Below are 18,100 nucleotides of genomic sequence, written 5' to 3'. Positions count from 1 at the left end.
GCTGGCCGCGTGACAGTGCCGGAGCAGCCGCAGCGACCGGCCCAGTATGTCCTGGAGTACCCAGAGGGCTATCCAGCGGTGTACGAGGCCGACGTGGTGCTGCGGGACGGGGCGACAGCGCACTTGCGGCCGATCACGCCTGGTGACGCGGACCTGCTGGTGGCGTTCTACGCCCGGGTCTCGGAGCAGTCGAAGTACTACCGGTTCTTTGCGCCGTACCCGCAACTGTCCGACCGGGACGTGGCGCGCTTCACCCAGGTCGACTACGTGGACCGGCTCGCGCTGATCGTCACGGTCGGCGACGCGATGATCGGCGTCGGCCGGTACGAGCGCACCGGCCGGCGGACCGCCGAGGTCGCCTTCCTGATCGAGGACGCGCACCAGGGCCGTGGCCTCGGGCAACTGTTGCTCGAGCACCTCGCGCAAGCGGCCCGTGAGCACGGCATCGCCCGGTTCATCGCCGAGGTGCTGCCGGACAACCGCAAGATGATCACCGTCTTCACCGAGGCCGGCTACAAGGTCGCGCGCGAGTTCGAGGACGGCGTGATCATGGTCGAGTTCGACATCGCGCCGACCGATACCTCGTTCGGGGTGATGCAGGCTCGTGAGCAGCGGTCCGAGGCGCTGTCGATCGCCCGGTTGCTGACGCCGGCCGGGGTCGCGGTGATCGGTGCGTCGCGTCGTGCGGGCACGATCGGCAACGCGCTGCTGCGCAATCTGCGCGACGGGGGCTTCCCGGGGCGGCTGTATGCGGTCAACGCGGATACCCAGGCCGATGAGATCGAGGGCGTACCGGCGTACCCGACGATCCGGGACGTGGACGGGCCCGTGGACCTGGCCGTGGTCGCGGTCCGCGCGGAGATGGTCGCCGATGTGATCCTGGATTGCGCGGCCAAGGGTGTGCGCGGGCTGGTGGTGGTGTCGAGCGGGTTCGCCGAGATCGGTGACGAGGGGCGGAAGCGCCAGCGGTACCTGGTCGGGCTCGCCCGGTCGTACGGGATGCGCGTGATCGGCCCGAACGCGCTCGGCGTGATCAACACGGCGCCGGGGGTGAGCCTGAACGCGACGCTCTCGCCGTTGATGCCGAGCCCGGGGCGGGTCGCGTTCTTCTGTCAGTCGGGCGCGCTCGGCGTGTCCATCTTGGCGGACATGGTCGGTCGTGGGCTCGGATTGTCGAGCTTCGTCTCGGCCGGCAACCGGGCCGATGTCTCGGGCAACGACCTGATGCAGTTCTGGTATTCCGACGAGGCGACCGAGGTCGTCCTGCTCTACCTGGAGTCGCTGGGCAATCCGCGCAAGTTCAGTCGTGTCGCGCGACGGCTGGCCGGTCGCAAGCCGGTGGTCGCGCTCAAGTCGGGCCGGGCTACCCAGGGCGTGCCGCTCGGGCACACGGTCCGTCGCAGTACGTTGCCCCCGGCAACGGTCGATTCGCTGTTCCGGCAGAGCGGCCTGATCGGCGTCGACACGCTGGGGGAGATGTTCGACGTCGCCCAGCTGCTCGCGCACCAGCCGCTGCCGAAGGGGCGCCGGGTGGCGATCGTGAGCAACTCGGACGCGCTGACCCTGCTCGCGCTCGACTCGGTCGCGGGGTGTGGGCTCGACGTGGCGGGGGAGCCGCGCACGCTCAACGCCGAGGCGACGGCTGCCGATTTCGGTGCGGCGCTGAGCGAGGTGTTCGCGGACGACCGGGTCCACTCGGTCGTGGTGATCTTCACCCCGCCGGTCCAGTCGAACGGTGCGGAGGTCGCGCGAGTCCTCGCCGCCGCGGCCGCTGGGTCCGACAAGCCGGTCGTGTCGACGTTCCTCGCGTCGCGCAGCGTTCCGGAGCAGCTTCGCGTCGCCGATGGGCACGGCGGCGCTGCTCGCGGCTCGATTCCGTCGTTCTCCTCACCGCAGTACGCCGTGGGTGCCCTGGCGAAGGCGACGACGTACGCCGAGTGGCGGCGGCGCGCGGACAGCCGGATCCCCGACCTGCCGGGTGTCGACACAGCCGGCGCGGAGGACTTCGTCGCAGAGTTCCTGCAACGGCACCCGCATGGAGCCGACCTCGACGACGCCGATCGCCAGCGCCTGCTGAGCTTCTACGACATCAGCGTGCTGCCCGCGTTCCCGGTGCTGTCGGCGGACGAGGCGGTCGACCGCGCGGCGGACCTGGGGTTCGAGGTGATCCTCAAGGCGACGGCCGAGCAATGGCGGATGCGCCCCGACCTCGCCGACATCTGGCGTCACATCCACGACGAAGACGACATGCGCGAGGCGTGGGCCGAGATGACCCGCACCTTCGGCGTCGCCTCCGACCCTGCCCGGGCCCAATTCGTAGTACAGAAGATGGCTCCGCCCGGCGTACCGGTAGTCATCTCTGCTCTGGAGGACGTCTCCTACGGCCCGGTGGTCACCTTCGGCCTCTCCGGAGTAGCCACCGACCTACTCGGCGACCGCTCCTACCGCATGCCACCTCTCACCACGGCCGACGCCGCCGAAATGGTCCGCGAGGTCCGAGCGGCGCCCCTGCTCTACGGCTACCGAGGCTCCGACCCAGTAGACATCCCAGCCATCGAAAACCTCCTCCACCGAGTCTCCCGCCTCACCCTGGAACTCGAAGAGGTAGTCCGCTGCGACCTCCGCTCAGTCCTGGTAGCAGCCGAAGGCGCCACCGTCCTCGACACCACCATCCGCATTGCCCCCAACGAAAAACCCCGCCAAGACACCCCCGCCCGCCGCCTCACCTGAGCACGACGGAGACTCCGTTGCGCTCGAGAAGCCGGACGACTTCCTCGAAGTACGTCAGCCGCTCTGCCGGGTCGGTGAACACACCGGCGAACGCCTGCCGCGCGACGTCGGAGTCGTGCCAGTTGAGCGTGAAGGGCGGGACAACGCCGAATCCGCCACAGAGGCAGTCTTTGAAGGCGTTCCATTCACGGCCGAAATAGAACCCAGGTCCAAGCAGTGCCTCCGCCATCGCGCAGTGGAGCCCTGGGGCGTCCGTGACGAACCGCCCATCGAGGTGGTATTCGGCACCGGAGCGATCGGGCCGGGGTGCCGGTATCCGCCAGGCACGGGTAGTGAGTCCGATCCATTCGGTCCGGCCGGCTGAGTCGTACGGCGCCCAGAGGTTGGGCTCCGTTGCCGGGCCTTGATGCCATCGGTCCCAGATCGGGCGTACTGCCGGCGACGGCCGTTCGTCGCCGCCGTCGGCCATGGTGATGTCGACGAGCGTTCCGCCGAGCACCGACGGCCGAAGGTCGGTGAGGTCGAGGCTCAACGTGACAGCCGCCATCACGGCACCATCGCGATCCAGCACCACCAAGTGTCCCCAACCCGGACGCGCACGGCGAGGACGGTGGACCGCGGCGAGCAGTAGCTCGGTGGGCTCGCAGCCGATCAGCTTCAGCGGAACAGGTACTGGCGCAGGTCGTGATTTGAACAGACCGTCGACAGTCGAGGCTTGGCCGCCAGGAGTCGCCCGGCCGCCGGCGAACAGTTCGAAGCGAGGCGCCTTCGGAGGTTGGCCGGCATCGGTGTCGGGGACGACGCCCGCACCGACGACAAGGTCGTACAGTCCTGGGCTGTCCGGATCTGGTAGCTGAGCGAGCACCGCGACGTCCTTCAGGGTCCACCACTCCTGCGGCCCGCCCTCATCCCAGACCTCGACAGCCAGGTCGCCGATGACCGCGTGCGAGTTGTCCGCGTCGCCAATGGTCCTCATGAACGCGTCTTCGGGTCTGAAACCCCGCAGGGCGAGGACTTCTCGCGGCACCGGTGACGGCTCGACGAACAGGCCCTCTGCCGCGGCGCAGCTTGCCCAAAGGTGCTCCTGGTCATCGGCGTCGACCTCGGCCAGGAGGTATCGCAGTGGCAACGCGTGCGGCCAGGTCGTGTGTTTCGAGACCTGCATTCAACCCCCGGCGCGTTCGAGCAATGGTCCCGGTGACGATACGCCGCGCCCGGCGACTGACCCGACAGGAATGAAGGTAGCTGTCAGCGGGAGAGGACCTTCGGGAAGCCGAACGTTGCGACGAGGGTGGGGTCGTGGAATTTGATGACCTGGGAAACGCCGGTGGTGGTGGCCGTCAGCACCACGACGCCGTCGGCTCGGAGGACACCGGCTGGGTCTCGGTGGTAGACGGCGGCGGCGGGTTGGGCGTTGGCGGTGGTGGGGATCATCCGCCAGTCACCGGGTGTGCCGAGTACGTAGGCGTCGAGGATGTGGATGCACATGACCCGGCCTGCCTGCCAGTCGCGGAACGGTGTTGCTTCCAGGGTGGCGTCACTGCGGAGTACCTGTTCCAGCAGATCGGCATCCGAGCGCTCGAAGGCTGCGATGTAGCCGTCGAGTAGAGCCCGTGCGCGTTGGTCGGTCGGTTCGAGCAGTTCCGCGGGCTCCAGATCCAGCTTCAGGTCGTCGAGTCGTGCGCGGGCGCGCTGGAGACCGCTCTTGACCGCCGCCGTGGTCGTGTCGAGGATCTGAGCCGTCTCGGCCGCGGAGAACGCCAGTACGTCCCGCAGGAGGAGGATCGCGCGCTGGCGGGAGGACAGGTGCTGCAGGCTGGCGATCAGCGCCAACCGCAACGACTCGCGGCCGACCACCACCGCGGCCGGATCGTCGGCCTGCGGCGCGATCCAGGTATCCGGCAGCGGTTCCAGCCACGAGACCTCACCCGCCGGCACGGGAATCGGCGGGCGATCGGGTCCGTCGTACGGGCCGGTCAGGCCGGAGGGCAGCATCCGGATCGGGCGCGGTTTCGACGCCGTCAGGCAGACGTTGGTGGCGATCTTGTAGAGCCAGGACCGGATCGACGCCCGCCCCTCGAATCCGGCGTACGACCGCCAGGCGCGGAGATAGGTCTCCTGCACCAGGTCCTCGGCATCGTGTGCCGATCCGACCATCCGGTAGCAGTGCGCCAACAGCTCTCTGCGGAACCGGTCGGTCTCGGCGGCGAACTGGTCCTGGTTCGGCGCCGCCCGCACTTGCGACGTCACGCCGAAAGCCTAGTACCGCAACGCATCTGAGTGTCCGTCATCGGGCAGCAGGGTCTCAGGGGATCAGTGCAAGTTTGCCGATAGTGGCTCTCGCTTGCAGCTCCGCGAGTACCTTCGGGCCATCGGCGAGCTCGTACGTGGTTGGCCGGCCGGGGGTGAGCACGCCCGCGGCGATGAGCGCGAACAGCTCACCCATGACCTCGCCGAACATCTGCGGCGCCGACCGGATCAGCGCTCCGAGGTTGAGACCGATCACGTGGACCTGGTGCTTGTACACCAGCTCCCAGTTGCTGATCGACGCGTCGCCGCCTGCCATGCCGTACACGACGACACGGCCGGTGACACGCTTGGCGGCGGTCAGACTCGCCTCGAAGGTGGCGCCACCTGCCGACTCGAGCACCACGTCTGCGCCATAGCCGTCGGTCAACCGCAGTACCTCGGCAGCGATGTCGCCGTCGACTGAGTCGAGGACATGGTCGGCGCCCAGGCTCAGTACCGTCTCCCGCTTGCCCGGCGAAGCGGTGGCGATGACCGTTGCGCCGTAGTGCTTGGCCAGCCTGACCGCCGCCTGGCCGGTCGCGCCCGCCGCAGCGTGGATCAGTACAACCTGCCCGGCCCTGATGTCGCCCAGCGGCCTGAGCGCGGCCAGCGCGGTTGGCAAGTTCACCATCAGGCCGAGCGCCTCCTGCTCGGTCCAGCCCGCGGGTACCGGCATCGCCGCGGCCGCGGGCAGCACCATGTACTCAGCGAACGCACCGTCGCCGACGCCGACAACCCGGGCCCCTGGCTGCAGGCCATCCACGCCCCCACCCACCGCGACAACCTCGCCGGCGGCCTCGAAGCCGGCCAGGTACGGCGGCTGCGGGCCGTCCAGAAAGGTGCCATGGGCCCTGGACACGTCGGCGAAGTTGACCCCGGCGGCCGCGACCCGGATCAACACCTCGGCCTCGCCGGGTCGAGGCACCGGCGCATCGGTGATCAGGCGCAGGTCCTGCGGCCCGTCGAGCGAGGTCTGCTGCAGCGCGCACATGGTCGCGGGAATCCTCATCGGCGATCAGCCCTTCCTACTAGGTCTCGCTCAGGTAGACCTCGGCCACCACCAAAAGGAATTGACCCCACCGCCGCGTCTACCTACGATCGAGACTTCGCTGGTCGATCGGGACGGGGCTGATGAGTGAGCTGACGAGTGCCGCGGGAGAGCTCGCTGAGGTGTTCGGCGTCGGCCAACCCGTGCGAATGTCGCAGGTGGCGCGTGGAGCGATGGGAGCGGTCTGGCGGCTCGAGACCGACACCGGGGTGTACGCGGCGAAGAACCTGTTCTGGAATCAGGGCGACGCGGCATCCATCCGAACCGAGGTGGCCTTCCGCGCAGCCTGCGCAGAGGCCGGAGTGCGGAGCCCACTGCCGCTCCCAGCAGTTGATGGCGAGTACGTCGTACAGCTGACCAGTGGGCGATGGCGGTTGTACGAGTGGGCCGACGGCGAGGTCCCTGACCGGCAGGATGCCGAGGCGGTTGCCTGGCTCGCCGGGCAGATGGGCATCGTTCACGCGCTGGACTGGTCCGGCGGCACAACCGAGGTGGCACCTTGGTATCACCGTGTCGAGGTCGAGTGGCCGCCGCTGGTGGCGGCTGCCGAAGCCGCGCAGGTCGAGTGGGCCCCAACCCTCGAGAAGCTCCGGCCACGACTCACCGAGTTGACCGCCCTCGCCAACGAGTCGCCGATCGGGGACCAGGTCTGGTGTCACCGAGACCTCAAGAACACGAACGTACTCCGTTCCGCCGACCGCACCTACCTGGTCGACTGGGACAACGTCGGCCCGCTGGCCCCGTGGCGAGAGCTGGGCGCATTGCTTTTGCATCACCTCGACCAACCGCGGACCATGCGCCGAATCATCGCCGCCTACCGGGAAGCAGGAGGCCCCGCGGACCTTGATGGCGCCTGCACCTTCGCCACCGGCGTGGCCATCCAGCTCAACTTCCTCCACGGCCAGGCCACCGCCACCCTGGATGCCAACCTGACCGAAGCCCACCGCAGCTTCGCCCGACGCCAGGTCAGCGCCCTGCTCACCTCGACCCCCACTCTCGGCCAACTCGAAGAAGCGGCCACGGCCAACTAGGGGGTACGGCGGTAGATGCTGTCGGTTCGGGTGAGGAGGTGGCTGTCGACGAGGAGGCGGCGCAGGGCCGCATGGTCTTCGTGCCAGGTGTTGAGGATGGTGTTGACCTCGGTCTCCGGATAGGCGCGACCCACCTCGAAGGAGTTCACCAGGTACTCGAGCACGACGCGAGTTTTCGCGGGGAAGGTCGGGAAGTGGGTCAGCCGGCCGTCGCGGATGAAGGCGCGGAGGACTGCGTCGCGGGCCGGGTCCGGGTCGAGTGGCTCGACCTCGCGTTGGCCGCTGCGAGCGGCCTCCTTGAAGAGTTCCTCGACCGCGTGGAACCCGTCTGCGGATGCTGTCAGCAGCCCGGTCTTGAGGAGGCGTTGGGCTGACTTGCCGACGACGGCGGGGGAGAGGCCGGTGGCTGCTGCGATCTGGTCCGGCGTACGGGCGCCGAGCACAACAGCGGAGTACGTGCGCAGTCGAGCCGGTTCAGCCAGGGAGCCACAGAGCAGATCAGCGTTCATGCATTCCAACGTAATGTCGACGGCAACCGAATTTCGCCGTGGTGCTAGACAGACCCCATGACGACTGAGCAGCCGCAACCCGGTCCGCACAACGCGATCACCGACGTCCCCGGCGTACTGGTCGGGCAGGTCGAGCGCACCGACGCGCCCTACCTAACCGGCACTACGGTCATCCACGTCCCCACGACCGCAGTGGCCGGTGTGGACGTCCGCGGCGGCGCCCCTGGCACCCGCGAGACCGACCTGCTCGACCCAGTCAACTCCAACGCCGGTGTGAACGCGATCGTGCTCACCGGCGGCAGCGCCTTCGGACTCGACGCGGCCACGGGCGTGATGGCGGCACTCGAAGAGCGCGGGCAGGGCGTGCGGGTCGGCGCTGGGGAGAAGGACGTCGTACCGATCGTCCCGACCGCGGTGATCTTCGACCTCGGTCGTGGCGGTGGATTCCAGGCCAGGCCGACCGCGGACTGGGGACGCCAAGCGCTCGAGACAGCCACCGACGGGCCAGTTGCTCAGGGCAACCACGGCGCCGGGGCGGGGGCTCACGTCGGTGGCCTGAAGGGCGGTGTGGGCTCAGCCAGTGTGCGCCTCGCGGACGGTACGACGGTCGGCGCGCTGGTGATCGTCAACGCCGCGGGCTCAGCCGTAGATGCGCAGGGACATCTCTCGGCCGTGCGCTACGGCCTGCCAGGCGAATTCCCCGTACTACGCACCCCCACCGACCCGCCGCCAAACCTCCCCGGCCGTATACCCGGCATGAACACCGTCATCGCCGTAGTCGCCACCGACGCTTCCCTCGACAAGGCAGCAACCAAACGCATGGCGATGATCGCCCACGACGGCCTGGCCCGCGCCATCGACCCGATCCACACGCTGGTCGACGGCGACAGCATCTTCGCCCTCTCCGCCGGCAAGGCGCCCAACCGCCTCACCGTTACCGACCCGACCACCTTCCTCCAGCTCGAAACCATCTTCGCCGCCGGCGCCCGCACCCTCGCCCGCGCCATCGCCCACGCCGTCCTGTCCGCCGAAACGGTTGAAACCCCGGTCGGCCGCACCCTGAACTACCGAGACGCCTACCCCTCGGCCTTCACGAACGACTAGCCCCACGTACGACCCCAGTACTACGTCCGAGTACCTCACGAGCACCGAAAGGCGCACCGAAGACCGCACCCCGGACCGACGCTCCACAGCCGAGATCCCGGAAAGCTACCTGGTATGAGCTACCCAGGCGTCCCCACGACGAATCCGCAGTCCACGCAGACCTACCAGCAGCCCGTACCACCGCCGGTGCTGGCCGGACGCGGACTGGTCAAGTACTACGGCGATGTCGTCGGGCTGGCCGGAGTCGACGTCCAGGTCCGCGCAGGCGAAGCGCTAGCCGTCATGGGCCCCTCCGGCAACGGCAAGACAACCCTCCTGCACGTGCTGGCCGGCATTCTCAGCCCCGACAAAGGTGAGGTCTGGCTGGGCAACGACCGAGTGGATCAGCTCAACGATGCGGCCCGGACCATCCTCAGACGGCGCCGCCTGGGATTCGTCTTTCAGGACAACCAGCTTCTCGCCGAGCTCCCGGCCGACGAGAACGTCGCCCTTCCGCTCATGGTCGACGGTGTGTCCCGCCGCGAAGCCATCCAGCGAGCCCGCGCCACCCTCGCCCAGGTCGGCCTCGCCAACGAAGCCGGCCGCCGCCCTGGCGAACTCTCCGGCGGCCAGGCCCAACGCGTCGCCATCGCCCGAGCCCTGGTCGGCGAACCCCAGGCTGTCTTCGCCGATGAGCCCACCGGCGCCCTTGACGCCGCCACCGGCGCCCAGGTGATCGACCTCCTGGTCGGCGCCGCCACCCACCGAGGCGCCGCCGTAGTAGTCGTCACCCACGACGACGCCGTAGCCGCCCGCTGCCACCGCGTACTCCGCATCGTCGACGGCCGGGTGAGCGACCGATGAACCCGATGACTGACCTGGGCCTGCGGTTCGTGCGCCGCCCAGGACCCGGCGGACGGGCGGCCAACCTGGCAGCTCTTGGAGCCACCGCGATTGTCGCCCTCCTCGTCACCTTCCTGATCGCCGGTTCGCTCGGCCTCACCCACCGCTCGGACCGGATCGGCTGGCGCACCACCGACTACGGCGACCAGAAGACCGCGGTCGGTGTCGTCAACGAGATCGACGACATGGCCGGCGGCGTACCGCTCACCCGGTACGACGTCGCCATCAACAACCCGCCAAAGAACGTCCCGCCCCCGCCCGGCCTGAGCAGCGCCCCGAAGCCGGGCGAGGCCTTCGTCTCCCCAGAGGTGGCCAAGCACTGGTCCGAGGATCTCGCCAAGCGCTACAACACCGCCGAACCGACCGGAGTGATCACCGCCAAAGGTCTGTCGTCACCCGACGAGTGGGTGATCATCCACGGCGTCGAGAAGAACTCACCCGGCGTCGCCCCGGCCGACCATCCGAAGTACCTCGACACCTGGAACGGCAAGGCCCTCGACGAGCGGATGGCGACGCTGCTGATCCTGGTGGCGTTCGGCATCACCCTGGTCCTGTTCCCGCTTCTCAGCCTGGTCGGCCAAGCAGCAGGAGTCGCTGCCAAGCGCCGTGAACACCGCCTGGCCGCACTCAGACTCGCCGGCGCAACCCGCAGCCAAGTCCTCTGGTTGAGCGCAGTCGAGCAAGCAGTCCTCGGCCTGTTCGGCGCCATCGCCGGTCTGGTCGGCTACACGCTGCTCACGCCGCTCATCGCCCGCATCCCGCTCGGTGGCGGCCGCTGGTACGTCCACGACCTCACCCCCAGCTGGTGGGTCGCGCTGATCGTCCTGATCGCAGTACCGGTGCTAAGTGTTATCAGCGCGCTCATCGGCCTCGGCCGGGTCAGCATCACCCCGCTCGGCGTCGTCCGCGGTCAAACGAGGAAGCCGACCAGCGCCCTGCGCCTCGGTCTGCTCGTCGTCGGCCCGATCATGCTCGCCATCCTCGGTACCGGCGGCGCGATCATCCCCCTGCTCATCGGCATCGGCCTGGCCGCCCTCGCGGTCCGCATCGTCGGCCCGTTCGCGGTACAGCTCATCGGCAAGTTCATGGCCCGTACTGCGAAAGGCCCAGTCGCCCTCCTCGCAGGCCGACGCCTCGCCGACGACCCGAAAGCGGCTTTCCGCCCGGTCGCCGCGCTGGTTCTGAGCGGCTTCGTCACCGGCTTCCTGGCTCTGTTCATGCCGTACGGGATGAACAGCACCGCCGCGGACCAAGCGTTCGAGTTCAACCCCAAGGAAGGCCAGGTGGCCGTCGTCGCGAAGGATGCCAGGCAGTTGCTGTCCGAGGCGAAGATCGACGGCAAGGTCAGTACCGACGCCCACTCGGTGATCATCTCCATCCCGGCTGCTGACCATGAGAAGGCCCGTACTGCCCTCTACAACCTCGTACCCGGCAAGGTCCCGCTGACCAACGCCGAGCGTGACGAGCAGGACGCCGGGATGTACAAGGACCTCAGACTCGGCGTCGCCCTGCTGCTCGGCCTGGTGTTCGTCACCGGCGCGGCCTCGACGGCGGCCGGTGCAGTCGGCACCGCGCTCGACCAGGCCGGCCCGGCGAAGGCCCTGCGCCGATCCGGAGTACCGCTCAAGGTGATCGAGCGATCCGCCCGCCTGGCGGCCGTAGTACCGGTCGTCGGTGTTGGTCTCCCCGTGGTCGGATTCGGAGCGCTGACCGGGCTGGCCTTGAGCGGCGGCCAGGTGCTCACGAAGGGCAGCTCGGGCGTGATCCTGCTCGGCGCGCAGGTGATCATCGGCCTCGTCCTGGTCGCCGTCGCCGGTGCCGCGGGCGCGCCGGTACTGCGCAAAGCCAGCGTCGGCTGACCCGCGGCCGACGCTCAACGGCACAACTGTCCACAGGCACCAATCGGGCTCCGGGCCCGGCGCATGCAAGGATGAGGTCATGCGTGACCTGAATGCGCCGGTCCCGGAGCTCGCGGACGTCGCGTCCGACCTTCGCGACGCGATCGACCGGTGCGGCTACTACCCAGACGTTGTGACGGACTCTCTCGCCGTGGCCATCGCCGGCGAACCGATCCGGGCTTTTGTGCTGCAGCACGAGCCGACCTTCGACCGTGACGAGGTCCGGCGCCACATCACCATCCTGGCGCTGACCCCGAGCCGGCTGATCGTCGGGCACACCGACGAGCACGCCGCGGACGACCTGATCCGGGCGCCCTACGCGTCCACCTCGACCGAGGCGATCCCGCTCAACCGGGTGAACGCGGTCGTGGTGAACCGGGTGGTGCCGAATCCGGCCGGTTACGGAGCCGCCGGCGGCAAGGCCGACCCGGCGCCCGGTGGCGAGGTCGTGCTGACCATCGGCTGGGGCATGGTGAACCGGATCGACCTCGAGCCGGCCGTCTGCGCCGACCCGAACTGCGAGGCCGACCACGGCTACACCGGCTCGGTCGCCGCCGACGACATCTCGCTGCGGATCTCGGCCGCCGCGGACGGTCCGGCGGGGATCCAGCAGGTGCTCGACTTCGCCTCGGCGCTGTCGTTCGCGACGACCAGCAGGTAGTGCGGTGGCCGATCCGACGCCCGTCCTCCCGGCATACGGCGGCGGGTCGCTGGCAGACGTACTGCCCTCGGTCGCCGGCGCCCTCGCCGTCCCCGGCGAGCAGAACGTGCTCGACCTGCCACCCGCACCCCGGTACGCCGTATTGCTCCTCGACGGTCTCGGCTGGAACCTCCTGCGCCGCAACGCGGAGACCGCGCCCTACCTGTCGTCCCTGGCCGCCCGCAGCCTGACTGCAGGAGTCCCGTCGACGACGGCCGCGAGCCTGACCAGCCTCGGCACCGGACTCCCACCGGGCGCGCACGGAATCGTCGGCTACACCTCGATCGTGCCCGAGACGGGCGCGTTGCTGAACGCGTTGCAATGGGATGCCCCGGTCGACCCGCGCCGCTGGCAACCCCATCAGACCGTGTTCGAGCGAGTCGCGGCCGCCGGCGTCGCCACCCGCAACGTCAGCAAGGCGCGTTTCGACAGCTCCGGGCTGACCGCGGCGGCCTTCCGCGGCAGCAAGCACCGTGGAGCCGACACCGTCGAGGACCGCCTCGACGCGACGAGATTCGCCAGCCGCGAGGGCTCGTCCTCACTCGTCTATGTCTACGACTCGCAACTCGACTACACCGGTCACGGGCAGGGGAGTGAGTCGTGGCAATGGCGCAAGGAGCTGGCCGCGGCCGATGCCTTCGCCAGCCGGGTCAGGTCGGCGTTGCCGCGCGACGCGGTACTGGTCGTCGTCGCTGATCACGGCATGATCGACGTCGCCCCCGAGAACCGGGTCGATCTCGACTCCGAGCCGGCGTTGACCGACGGCGTGCGCGTCATCGGCGGGGAGTCCCGCTTCAGGCACCTGTACTGCGTCGACGGCGCGGCTGACGACGTACTGGCGACGTACCGGGAGCGGGTGGGAGACAAGGCCCTCGTGCTCAGCCGGGACGAAGCCATCGGCCGCGGCTGGTTCGGTGCCGTCGAGGAGCGAGTGGAGCCACGGCTCGGCGATGTCATCGTCGCCTCACTGGGACCGGTCGCGCTGGTCGCCAGCCGCCGCTATCCGCAGGAGGCCGGCTTGATCGGCCTGCACGGATCGCTCACCGACGACGAGATGCTCATCCCGCTGCTCATCGACGCGGGCTAGAAGCTCCACACGTTCCAGTAGAAGCTCGCCTGCGCCGTCTTCGCCTCGGCGTCCCGAGCAGTCACGGTCACCTTGTACCGTCCTGCGCCCGGTGTGAGGACGCCGACGATCCAGCCGCGTTGCCCGTCGATGCTCAGGCCCGGCGGCAGACCACTCGCGGTGTAGCTGATGGAGCCCTTGCTGCTCATCCCCTTGAGCAGCAGGGGAACTGCCGGTGCGCCGCCGAACCCGATCTGCTCGCCGGGCTTGGTGATGGTCACGCCGGACGTCGGAGTCTTCGAGGCCGCGCCGACCGCCTCGGCCGCGTCGACGAGTCCTTCGCCGTAGAACGAGTTCACCGCCTCCGAGCCCTTGCACAGGGCCGCTGCTGACGCGGGGCAAGCGATGTCATTGGCTTGCGCGGCGAGTCTGGCGCGGACCTGAGCGGGCGTCAGCTTCGGATTCGCGCTGCGGAGCAACGCGGCCACCCCGGCGACGTGCGGCGACGCCATCGACGTACCGTCGAGGGATTGGTAGCCGCCGCCGGGGATGGTCGAGTAGACGTCCTGGCCGGGCGCGGCGATCTTGATCTTGCCTTCGCCGTAGTTGGAGAAGCTCGCCTTGGTGCCCGCGGGGCTGAGCGCCGAGACGACGACCACGTTCGGCAGTTCGGTCGGCAGGCTGATGCACTGGGTGGTGACCGGGCGGGCGGCGGGAGTCGAGTCGTTCGGGCTGCTCGAGTCGGTGGTCTTGTTGGCGAGGTCGGTGTTCTCGTTGCCCGCGGCGGCGACGTTGACGACACCCTTGGAGTCGGCGTACGCGACAGCGCGGCGTACCGCTTCCTGGATCGCGTCCTGGTCGGGGTCGGTCGGGCAGAGGAACATCCACGGGTCGACGTAGTAGCTGTTGTTGGTTACCGAGACGCCCTTGTCGGCGGCGAAGACGAAAGCGCAGACGGTGTTCTCGGGGAAGAAGAGTTGCTGGCCCTCTGGCTCGGCGACCCGGATCGACGAGACCTTCACGCCCGGCGCGACACCGGTCATGCCCTTGCCGTCCTTGGCCGCCGCGATGGTGCCGGCGACATGGGTGCCGTGCTCGGCGACCGGTCGCCAGGCGCCCGGCCTGGTGTCTGCCTTGCCGTATGCGCAGGACGCCGACTTGCTCGCGTCGAAGTTCGCCTTGAGATCCTGGTGCTGATCGTCGACGCCCGTGTCCAGTACGCCGACGGTGATCGACTTGGATCCAGGGTTCACCGCCCAGGCCTTGTCCGCGCCGATCATCGCCATGTCCGGGCGCACCCGCTCTGGTGAGCTGTCCGGGTGCTCGACCGGCGCCGGCGGGATCGCCGGGTTGGCGACGGCGGCCGGGAGGTCCGACGTACGGGTCGCTCCCACCTTCTGCACGCCCTTCACGGTCCGCATCGCGGCGACGAAGTTGGTGTTGCTGGAATGCACGACCAGCACGCCGATGGCGTCGTACGCCGCGTAGATGGTGCCCGCGGCGGCCGCGACACCCGCCGCCACCACGGCGGTCTGCTTCGGTTCGGTGATCACGAAGTACGCACGCAATCCTGCTTCGGCCCGCAGCGGCGCCGCGGCCGACTGCACGGTCGTGGCGGCGAGAGTCAGGCACAGCGAGAGGACCAGGATCAGGGCTTTGCGCACGCCCAAGTAGACCTCGCGGAAGGCGCAGAACAAAAGCCGACGCACCCCGGCGTACCTGATCGTCCAACGACTTTGGCAGGATGGGCGCTCGTGGCTGAGCTGCTCTACTTCACCGGGACCATGGACTGCGGCAAGTCGACGCTGGCTCTGCAGATGGATCACAACCATGCGGCCCGGGGGCGGCTGGGCAAGATCTTCACCAGCAACGACCGGGCGGGTGAGTCGGTGCTGTCGTCGCGGCTGGGGCTGGAGGCGGAGGCGATCGAGGTCAAGCCCGACTTCGACTTCTGGCAGTACGTCGTGGACGAGCTGACCCATGGTGGGCGGATCGACTATGTGGTTGCCGACGAGGCGCAGTTCTATCAGCCTGAGCAGGTCGACCAGCTCGCTCGACTGGTCGACGAGCTGCAGATCGACGTCTTCTGCTTCGGCATCCTGACTGACTTCCGGGCCACGTTGTTCCCCGGCTCGGCCCGGCTGGTCGAGCTGGCCGACCGGATGGAGCTGCTCCAGGTCGAGGCGTTGTGCTGGTGCGGTGAGCGCGCCACCCACAACGCCCGTACGGTCGGTGGTGAGATGGTCACCGAAGGCGAGCAACTTGTCGTCGGTGACATGGTCACCAACGCGGCCCAGGTCGCGTACGAGGTGCTCTGCCGTCGTCATCACCGGCGCCGGCTGACCGCCGCCCGTGCTCGTGCCACCCTGTCACCCGAGGTACTCCCGTTCGGAGGCGCACTGTGAACCCGCTGATCTCTGCCGACTCGTTGCTCTCGGCTACCACCAGGCCGGTGCTGATCGACGTCACGTGGAATCTCTCGGTACCGTCCGGCCCGCCCGCGCCTCCCGGCCGCGACGCCTATGCGGCCGGCCACATCCCCGGCGCGCACTACGTCGACCTCGATGCCGAGCTGGCCGGCCCGCCCGGCGAAGGCGGCCGCCACCCGTTGCCCTCAGCAACAACTGTCGAAGCGGCCCTGCGACGCGCCGGCGTCTCCGAGGACACCCCGGTGGTCGTCTACGACGCCGCCAACTCGATGGCCGCCGCCCGGGCCTGGTGGATCTTCCGGTACTTCGGTGTGCGCGACGTCCGCGTCCTCGACGGCGGCTTCGCGGCCTGGCGAGCTGCCGGGGGAGAGGTGACCACCGAGGTGCCCGAGGACGCCAAGGGCTCCTTCACCGCCTCACCCGGCCACGTACCGATGCTCGACGCCGAGAGCGCCGCGGAGCTGGCCTCCACCGGCGTACTGCTCGACGCCCGCGCCCCCGAACGCTTCGCCGGCGAGGTCGAACCGATCGACAAGATCGCCGGCCACATCCCCGGCGCGATCAACGCCCCAACCACCGCGAACGTCACACCCGACGGCCACTTCCTCCCCGCCGCCGACCTCCGAGCCCGCTTCACCGCCCTGGGCGCCGACGGCTCCAAGACGGTAGGCGCCTACTGCGGCTCCGGCGTAACCGCAGCCCATGAGGCGCTCGCCCTGGAGATCGCCGGCATCGAAGCCCCCGTCTACGTAGGCTCCTGGTCCGAATGGATCACCGACCCCACCCGCCCCATCGCCACCGGTACCGCCTAGAGCCGGAGCACCTCAAGACGCGCCCCCACCCACTCGGGTGAGGGCGCGCTTTGCATTGTCCACGACCTTGGGGGAGTTGAACCGATCCGTGATCTGGCTGGGCATTGATAAAGTAACACGCATGGTTTAACTTACTCGGACTTGGGCTTCTGTGGCCCAGACCACACCCCTGGACCGCCCGGTGCCCGGGGTGTACCCCGGACACCTGAGGAGTTCCGATGACGAGAACGGCACGGTTCGTCGCGACGTGCGCGTCGGCCGCGGTGCTGCTGGCGACGGCAGCCTGCGCGGACGGCACCGACCCGTCGGCGAGCAGCAGCGGCGGCGCGATCGACGAGAACGCACCCGTCACCATCACGGTCGGGAACAAGCCCAAGCCGGACAAGCCGGCCGACGTCGCCGCCTTCGAGCGCAACGTCAAGAAGTTCACCGACGCCCACCCCAACATCACGATCAAGTCGACCGAGACGTCGTGGGACGCGCAGACCTTCCAGGCTCAGGTGGCAGGTGGCTCGCTCCCGACCGTGATGAGCATCAGCTTCACCGAGCCGCTGAACATGATCCCCAACAAGCAGCTCCCGGACATCACCGACGAGCTCAAGCTGGTCGACATGACCAAGGACCTCAACCCCGAGACGCTCAAGCTGGTCCAGGACGACAAGGGCCGGATCTACGGTGTCCCGTTCGAGGCGTTCTCGGTCGGCCTGGCCTACAACCGCGCACTGTTCAAGCAGGCCGGTCTCGACCCTGACAAGCCGCCGACGACCTGGGACGAGGTCCGGCAGTACGCGAAGCAGATCACCGAGAAGACTGGCAAGGCCGGCTACGCGCAGCTGACCAAGGACAACACCGGTGGCTGGATGCTCACCACGATGACCTACAGCATGGGCGGCAAGGTCCAGAGCGACGACGGCAAGAAGAGCACCTTCAACGACGCGCCGACCAAGAAGGCGCTGCAGTTGCTGAAGGACATGCGCTGGACCGACAACACGATGGGCACCCAGTTCCTCTACAACCAGGAGGAGGCGCGCCAGGACTTCGCGGCCGGCAAGATCGGGATGATCATGCAGGCGCCGGACGCCTACGACATGACGGTGAAGAACTTCGGCATGAAGCCCGCCGACTTCGGTGAGGGCGCGCTGCCGCAGGACGGCGGCCCGTTCGGCACGCTGACCGGTGGCTCGATCAAGATGATCAACCCGAAGTCGTCCAAGAACGAGATCGTCGCGGCGCTGAAGTGGATCAAGTCGCAGGAGTTCGACAAGTACACGTCGGAGGCGCTCGCGGTCCAGGACGCCAAGAACCAGATCGCCGACAAGGGCTTCGTCGGCCGCCCCGGCGTGACGCCGCTGAGCCAGGCGACCTACGACCAGTACAACAAGTGGCGTGAGCCCTACAACAACGTGCCGGTGCAGCAGTTCCAGGGGTACATCGAGTCGACCAAGACGCTCAAGCTGCTGCCGGAGCCGTCGAACAAGGCGCAGGAGGTCTACGCGCTGCTCGACCCGGTCGTCCAGCAGGTGCTGACCAAGAAGGACGCCGACATCGACAAGTTACTAACCGACGCCGCAGCGAAGATCGACGCCCGCCTGGCGCGGTAGC

Annotated in this window: 15 protein-coding genes; 10 read left to right on the top strand and 5 right to left on the bottom strand. The window is 68.7% G+C overall.

Annotated elements, in window-relative coordinates; all coding sequences use genetic code 11:
• The first annotated feature begins 9 nt into the window (after nucleotides 1-9).
• Nucleotides 10-2,730, top strand: a complete 2,721-nt coding sequence (locus tag ACIA12_RS06910) for a GNAT family N-acetyltransferase (protein ID WP_396365890.1) — start codon at nucleotides 10-12, stop codon at nucleotides 2,728-2,730.
• On the opposite strand, the gene ACIA12_RS06905 is transcribed toward ACIA12_RS06910, so the two are convergent.
• The 3 genes from ACIA12_RS06905 to ACIA12_RS06895 all read right to left on the bottom strand — a co-directional run bounded on the left by ACIA12_RS06905 (nucleotide 2,723) and on the right by ACIA12_RS06895 (nucleotide 6,028).
• Nucleotides 2,723-3,895, bottom strand: a complete 1,173-nt coding sequence (locus ACIA12_RS06905) for a barstar family protein (RefSeq protein ID WP_396365889.1) — start codon at nucleotides 3,893-3,895, stop codon at nucleotides 2,723-2,725. The genes ACIA12_RS06910 and ACIA12_RS06905 overlap by 8 nt on opposite strands.
• Nucleotides 3,896-3,978: 83 nt before the next feature.
• Nucleotides 3,979-4,980: a sigma-70 family RNA polymerase sigma factor gene (locus tag ACIA12_RS06900; RefSeq protein WP_396365888.1), complete on the bottom strand. Its 1,002-nt coding sequence runs from the start codon at nucleotides 4,978-4,980 to the stop codon at nucleotides 3,979-3,981.
• A gap of 55 nt (nucleotides 4,981-5,035) precedes the next feature.
• The gene (locus ACIA12_RS06895) at nucleotides 5,036-6,028 is read right to left on the bottom strand and encodes a zinc-binding dehydrogenase (protein WP_396365886.1); all 993 of its coding nucleotides are present in this window, start codon (nucleotides 6,026-6,028) and stop codon (nucleotides 5,036-5,038) included.
• Between the two features lie 122 nt (nucleotides 6,029-6,150).
• On the opposite strand from ACIA12_RS06895, the gene ACIA12_RS06890 reads away from it, so the two are divergent.
• A complete protein-coding gene (locus ACIA12_RS06890; protein WP_396365884.1) occupies nucleotides 6,151-7,098 on the top strand; it encodes a phosphotransferase enzyme family protein in 948 nt (315 codons plus the stop codon).
• Here ACIA12_RS06890 and ACIA12_RS06885 read toward each other — a convergent pair.
• The gene (locus ACIA12_RS06885; protein ID WP_396365882.1) at nucleotides 7,095-7,607 is read right to left on the bottom strand and encodes a DUF2087 domain-containing protein; all 513 of its coding nucleotides are present in this window, start codon (nucleotides 7,605-7,607) and stop codon (nucleotides 7,095-7,097) included. The two genes, ACIA12_RS06890 and ACIA12_RS06885, sit on opposite strands and share 4 nt — an antisense overlap.
• 57 nt (nucleotides 7,608-7,664) lie before the next feature.
• On the opposite strand from ACIA12_RS06885, the gene ACIA12_RS06880 reads away from it, so the two are divergent.
• The 5 genes from ACIA12_RS06880 (at nucleotide 7,665) to ACIA12_RS06860 (ending at nucleotide 13,278) form a co-directional block, all read left to right on the top strand.
• A complete protein-coding gene (locus ACIA12_RS06880; protein ID WP_396365881.1) occupies nucleotides 7,665-8,711 on the top strand; it encodes a P1 family peptidase in 1,047 nt (348 codons plus the stop codon).
• Between the two features lie 114 nt (nucleotides 8,712-8,825).
• Entirely contained in the window at nucleotides 8,826-9,554 is a 729-nt protein-coding gene (locus tag ACIA12_RS06875; RefSeq protein ID WP_396365879.1) for an ABC transporter ATP-binding protein, read from the top strand.
• Nucleotides 9,551-11,452: an FtsX-like permease family protein gene (locus ACIA12_RS06870; RefSeq protein WP_396365878.1), complete on the top strand. Its 1,902-nt coding sequence runs from the start codon at nucleotides 9,551-9,553 to the stop codon at nucleotides 11,450-11,452. The genes ACIA12_RS06875 and ACIA12_RS06870 overlap by 4 nt, the downstream gene beginning before the upstream one ends.
• 79 nt (nucleotides 11,453-11,531) lie before the next feature.
• Nucleotides 11,532-12,152 (top strand): DUF5998 family protein, encoded by a 621-nt coding sequence (locus ACIA12_RS06865; protein ID WP_396365876.1) that lies wholly within the window; start codon nucleotides 11,532-11,534, stop codon nucleotides 12,150-12,152.
• A gap of 4 nt (nucleotides 12,153-12,156) precedes the next feature.
• Entirely contained in the window at nucleotides 12,157-13,278 is a 1,122-nt protein-coding gene (locus ACIA12_RS06860; RefSeq protein WP_396365875.1) for an alkaline phosphatase family protein, read from the top strand.
• On the opposite strand, the gene ACIA12_RS06855 is transcribed toward ACIA12_RS06860, so the two are convergent.
• Nucleotides 13,275-14,966, bottom strand: a complete 1,692-nt coding sequence (locus ACIA12_RS06855) for a S8 family peptidase (protein ID WP_396365873.1) — start codon at nucleotides 14,964-14,966, stop codon at nucleotides 13,275-13,277. The genes ACIA12_RS06860 and ACIA12_RS06855 overlap by 4 nt on opposite strands.
• A 45-nt stretch (nucleotides 14,967-15,011) precedes the next feature.
• Here ACIA12_RS06855 and ACIA12_RS06850 point away from each other — a divergent pair, with 45 nt between their 5' ends.
• From ACIA12_RS06850 to ACIA12_RS06840, 3 genes are all read left to right on the top strand, one after another.
• Nucleotides 15,012-15,662, top strand: coding sequence for a thymidine kinase (locus ACIA12_RS06850; protein ID WP_396365871.1), 651 nt, complete (start codon nucleotides 15,012-15,014; stop codon nucleotides 15,660-15,662).
• Entirely contained in the window at nucleotides 15,659-16,498 is an 840-nt protein-coding gene (locus ACIA12_RS06845) for a sulfurtransferase (RefSeq protein ID WP_396365870.1), read from the top strand. The genes ACIA12_RS06850 and ACIA12_RS06845 overlap by 4 nt, the downstream gene beginning before the upstream one ends.
• 218 nt (nucleotides 16,499-16,716) lie before the next feature.
• The gene (locus ACIA12_RS06840; RefSeq protein WP_396365868.1) at nucleotides 16,717-18,099 is read left to right on the top strand and encodes an ABC transporter substrate-binding protein; all 1,383 of its coding nucleotides are present in this window, start codon (nucleotides 16,717-16,719) and stop codon (nucleotides 18,097-18,099) included.
• Nucleotide 18,100 lies beyond the last annotated feature (1 nt).

Source organism: Kribbella sp. NPDC051620, from assembly GCF_044453825.1.
In the GTDB taxonomy this organism is placed as follows: Bacteria; Actinomycetota; Actinomycetes; order Propionibacteriales; family Kribbellaceae; genus Kribbella.
Note: the sequence above shows the minus strand (reverse complement) of the source record. Positions and strands in the feature narration are given on the sequence as shown.

Coding starts and splice junctions, on each gene's coding strand:
- ACIA12_RS06905 (WP_396365889.1), bottom strand. CDS start 3,895: ATGCAGGTCTCGAAACACACGACCTGGCCGCACGCGTTGCCACTGCGA.
- ACIA12_RS06895 (WP_396365886.1), bottom strand. CDS start 6,028: ATGAGGATTCCCGCGACCATGTGCGCGCTGCAGCAGACCTCGCTCGAC.
- ACIA12_RS06890 (WP_396365884.1), top strand. CDS start 6,151: ATGAGTGAGCTGACGAGTGCCGCGGGAGAGCTCGCTGAGGTGTTCGGC.
- ACIA12_RS06885 (WP_396365882.1), bottom strand. CDS start 7,607: ATGAACGCTGATCTGCTCTGTGGCTCCCTGGCTGAACCGGCTCGACTG.
- ACIA12_RS06880 (WP_396365881.1), top strand. CDS start 7,665: ATGACGACTGAGCAGCCGCAACCCGGTCCGCACAACGCGATCACCGAC.
- ACIA12_RS06875 (WP_396365879.1), top strand. CDS start 8,826: ATGAGCTACCCAGGCGTCCCCACGACGAATCCGCAGTCCACGCAGACC.
- ACIA12_RS06870 (WP_396365878.1), top strand. CDS start 9,551: ATGAACCCGATGACTGACCTGGGCCTGCGGTTCGTGCGCCGCCCAGGA.
- ACIA12_RS06865 (WP_396365876.1), top strand. CDS start 11,532: ATGCGTGACCTGAATGCGCCGGTCCCGGAGCTCGCGGACGTCGCGTCC.
- ACIA12_RS06840 (WP_396365868.1), top strand. CDS start 16,717: ATGACGAGAACGGCACGGTTCGTCGCGACGTGCGCGTCGGCCGCGGTG.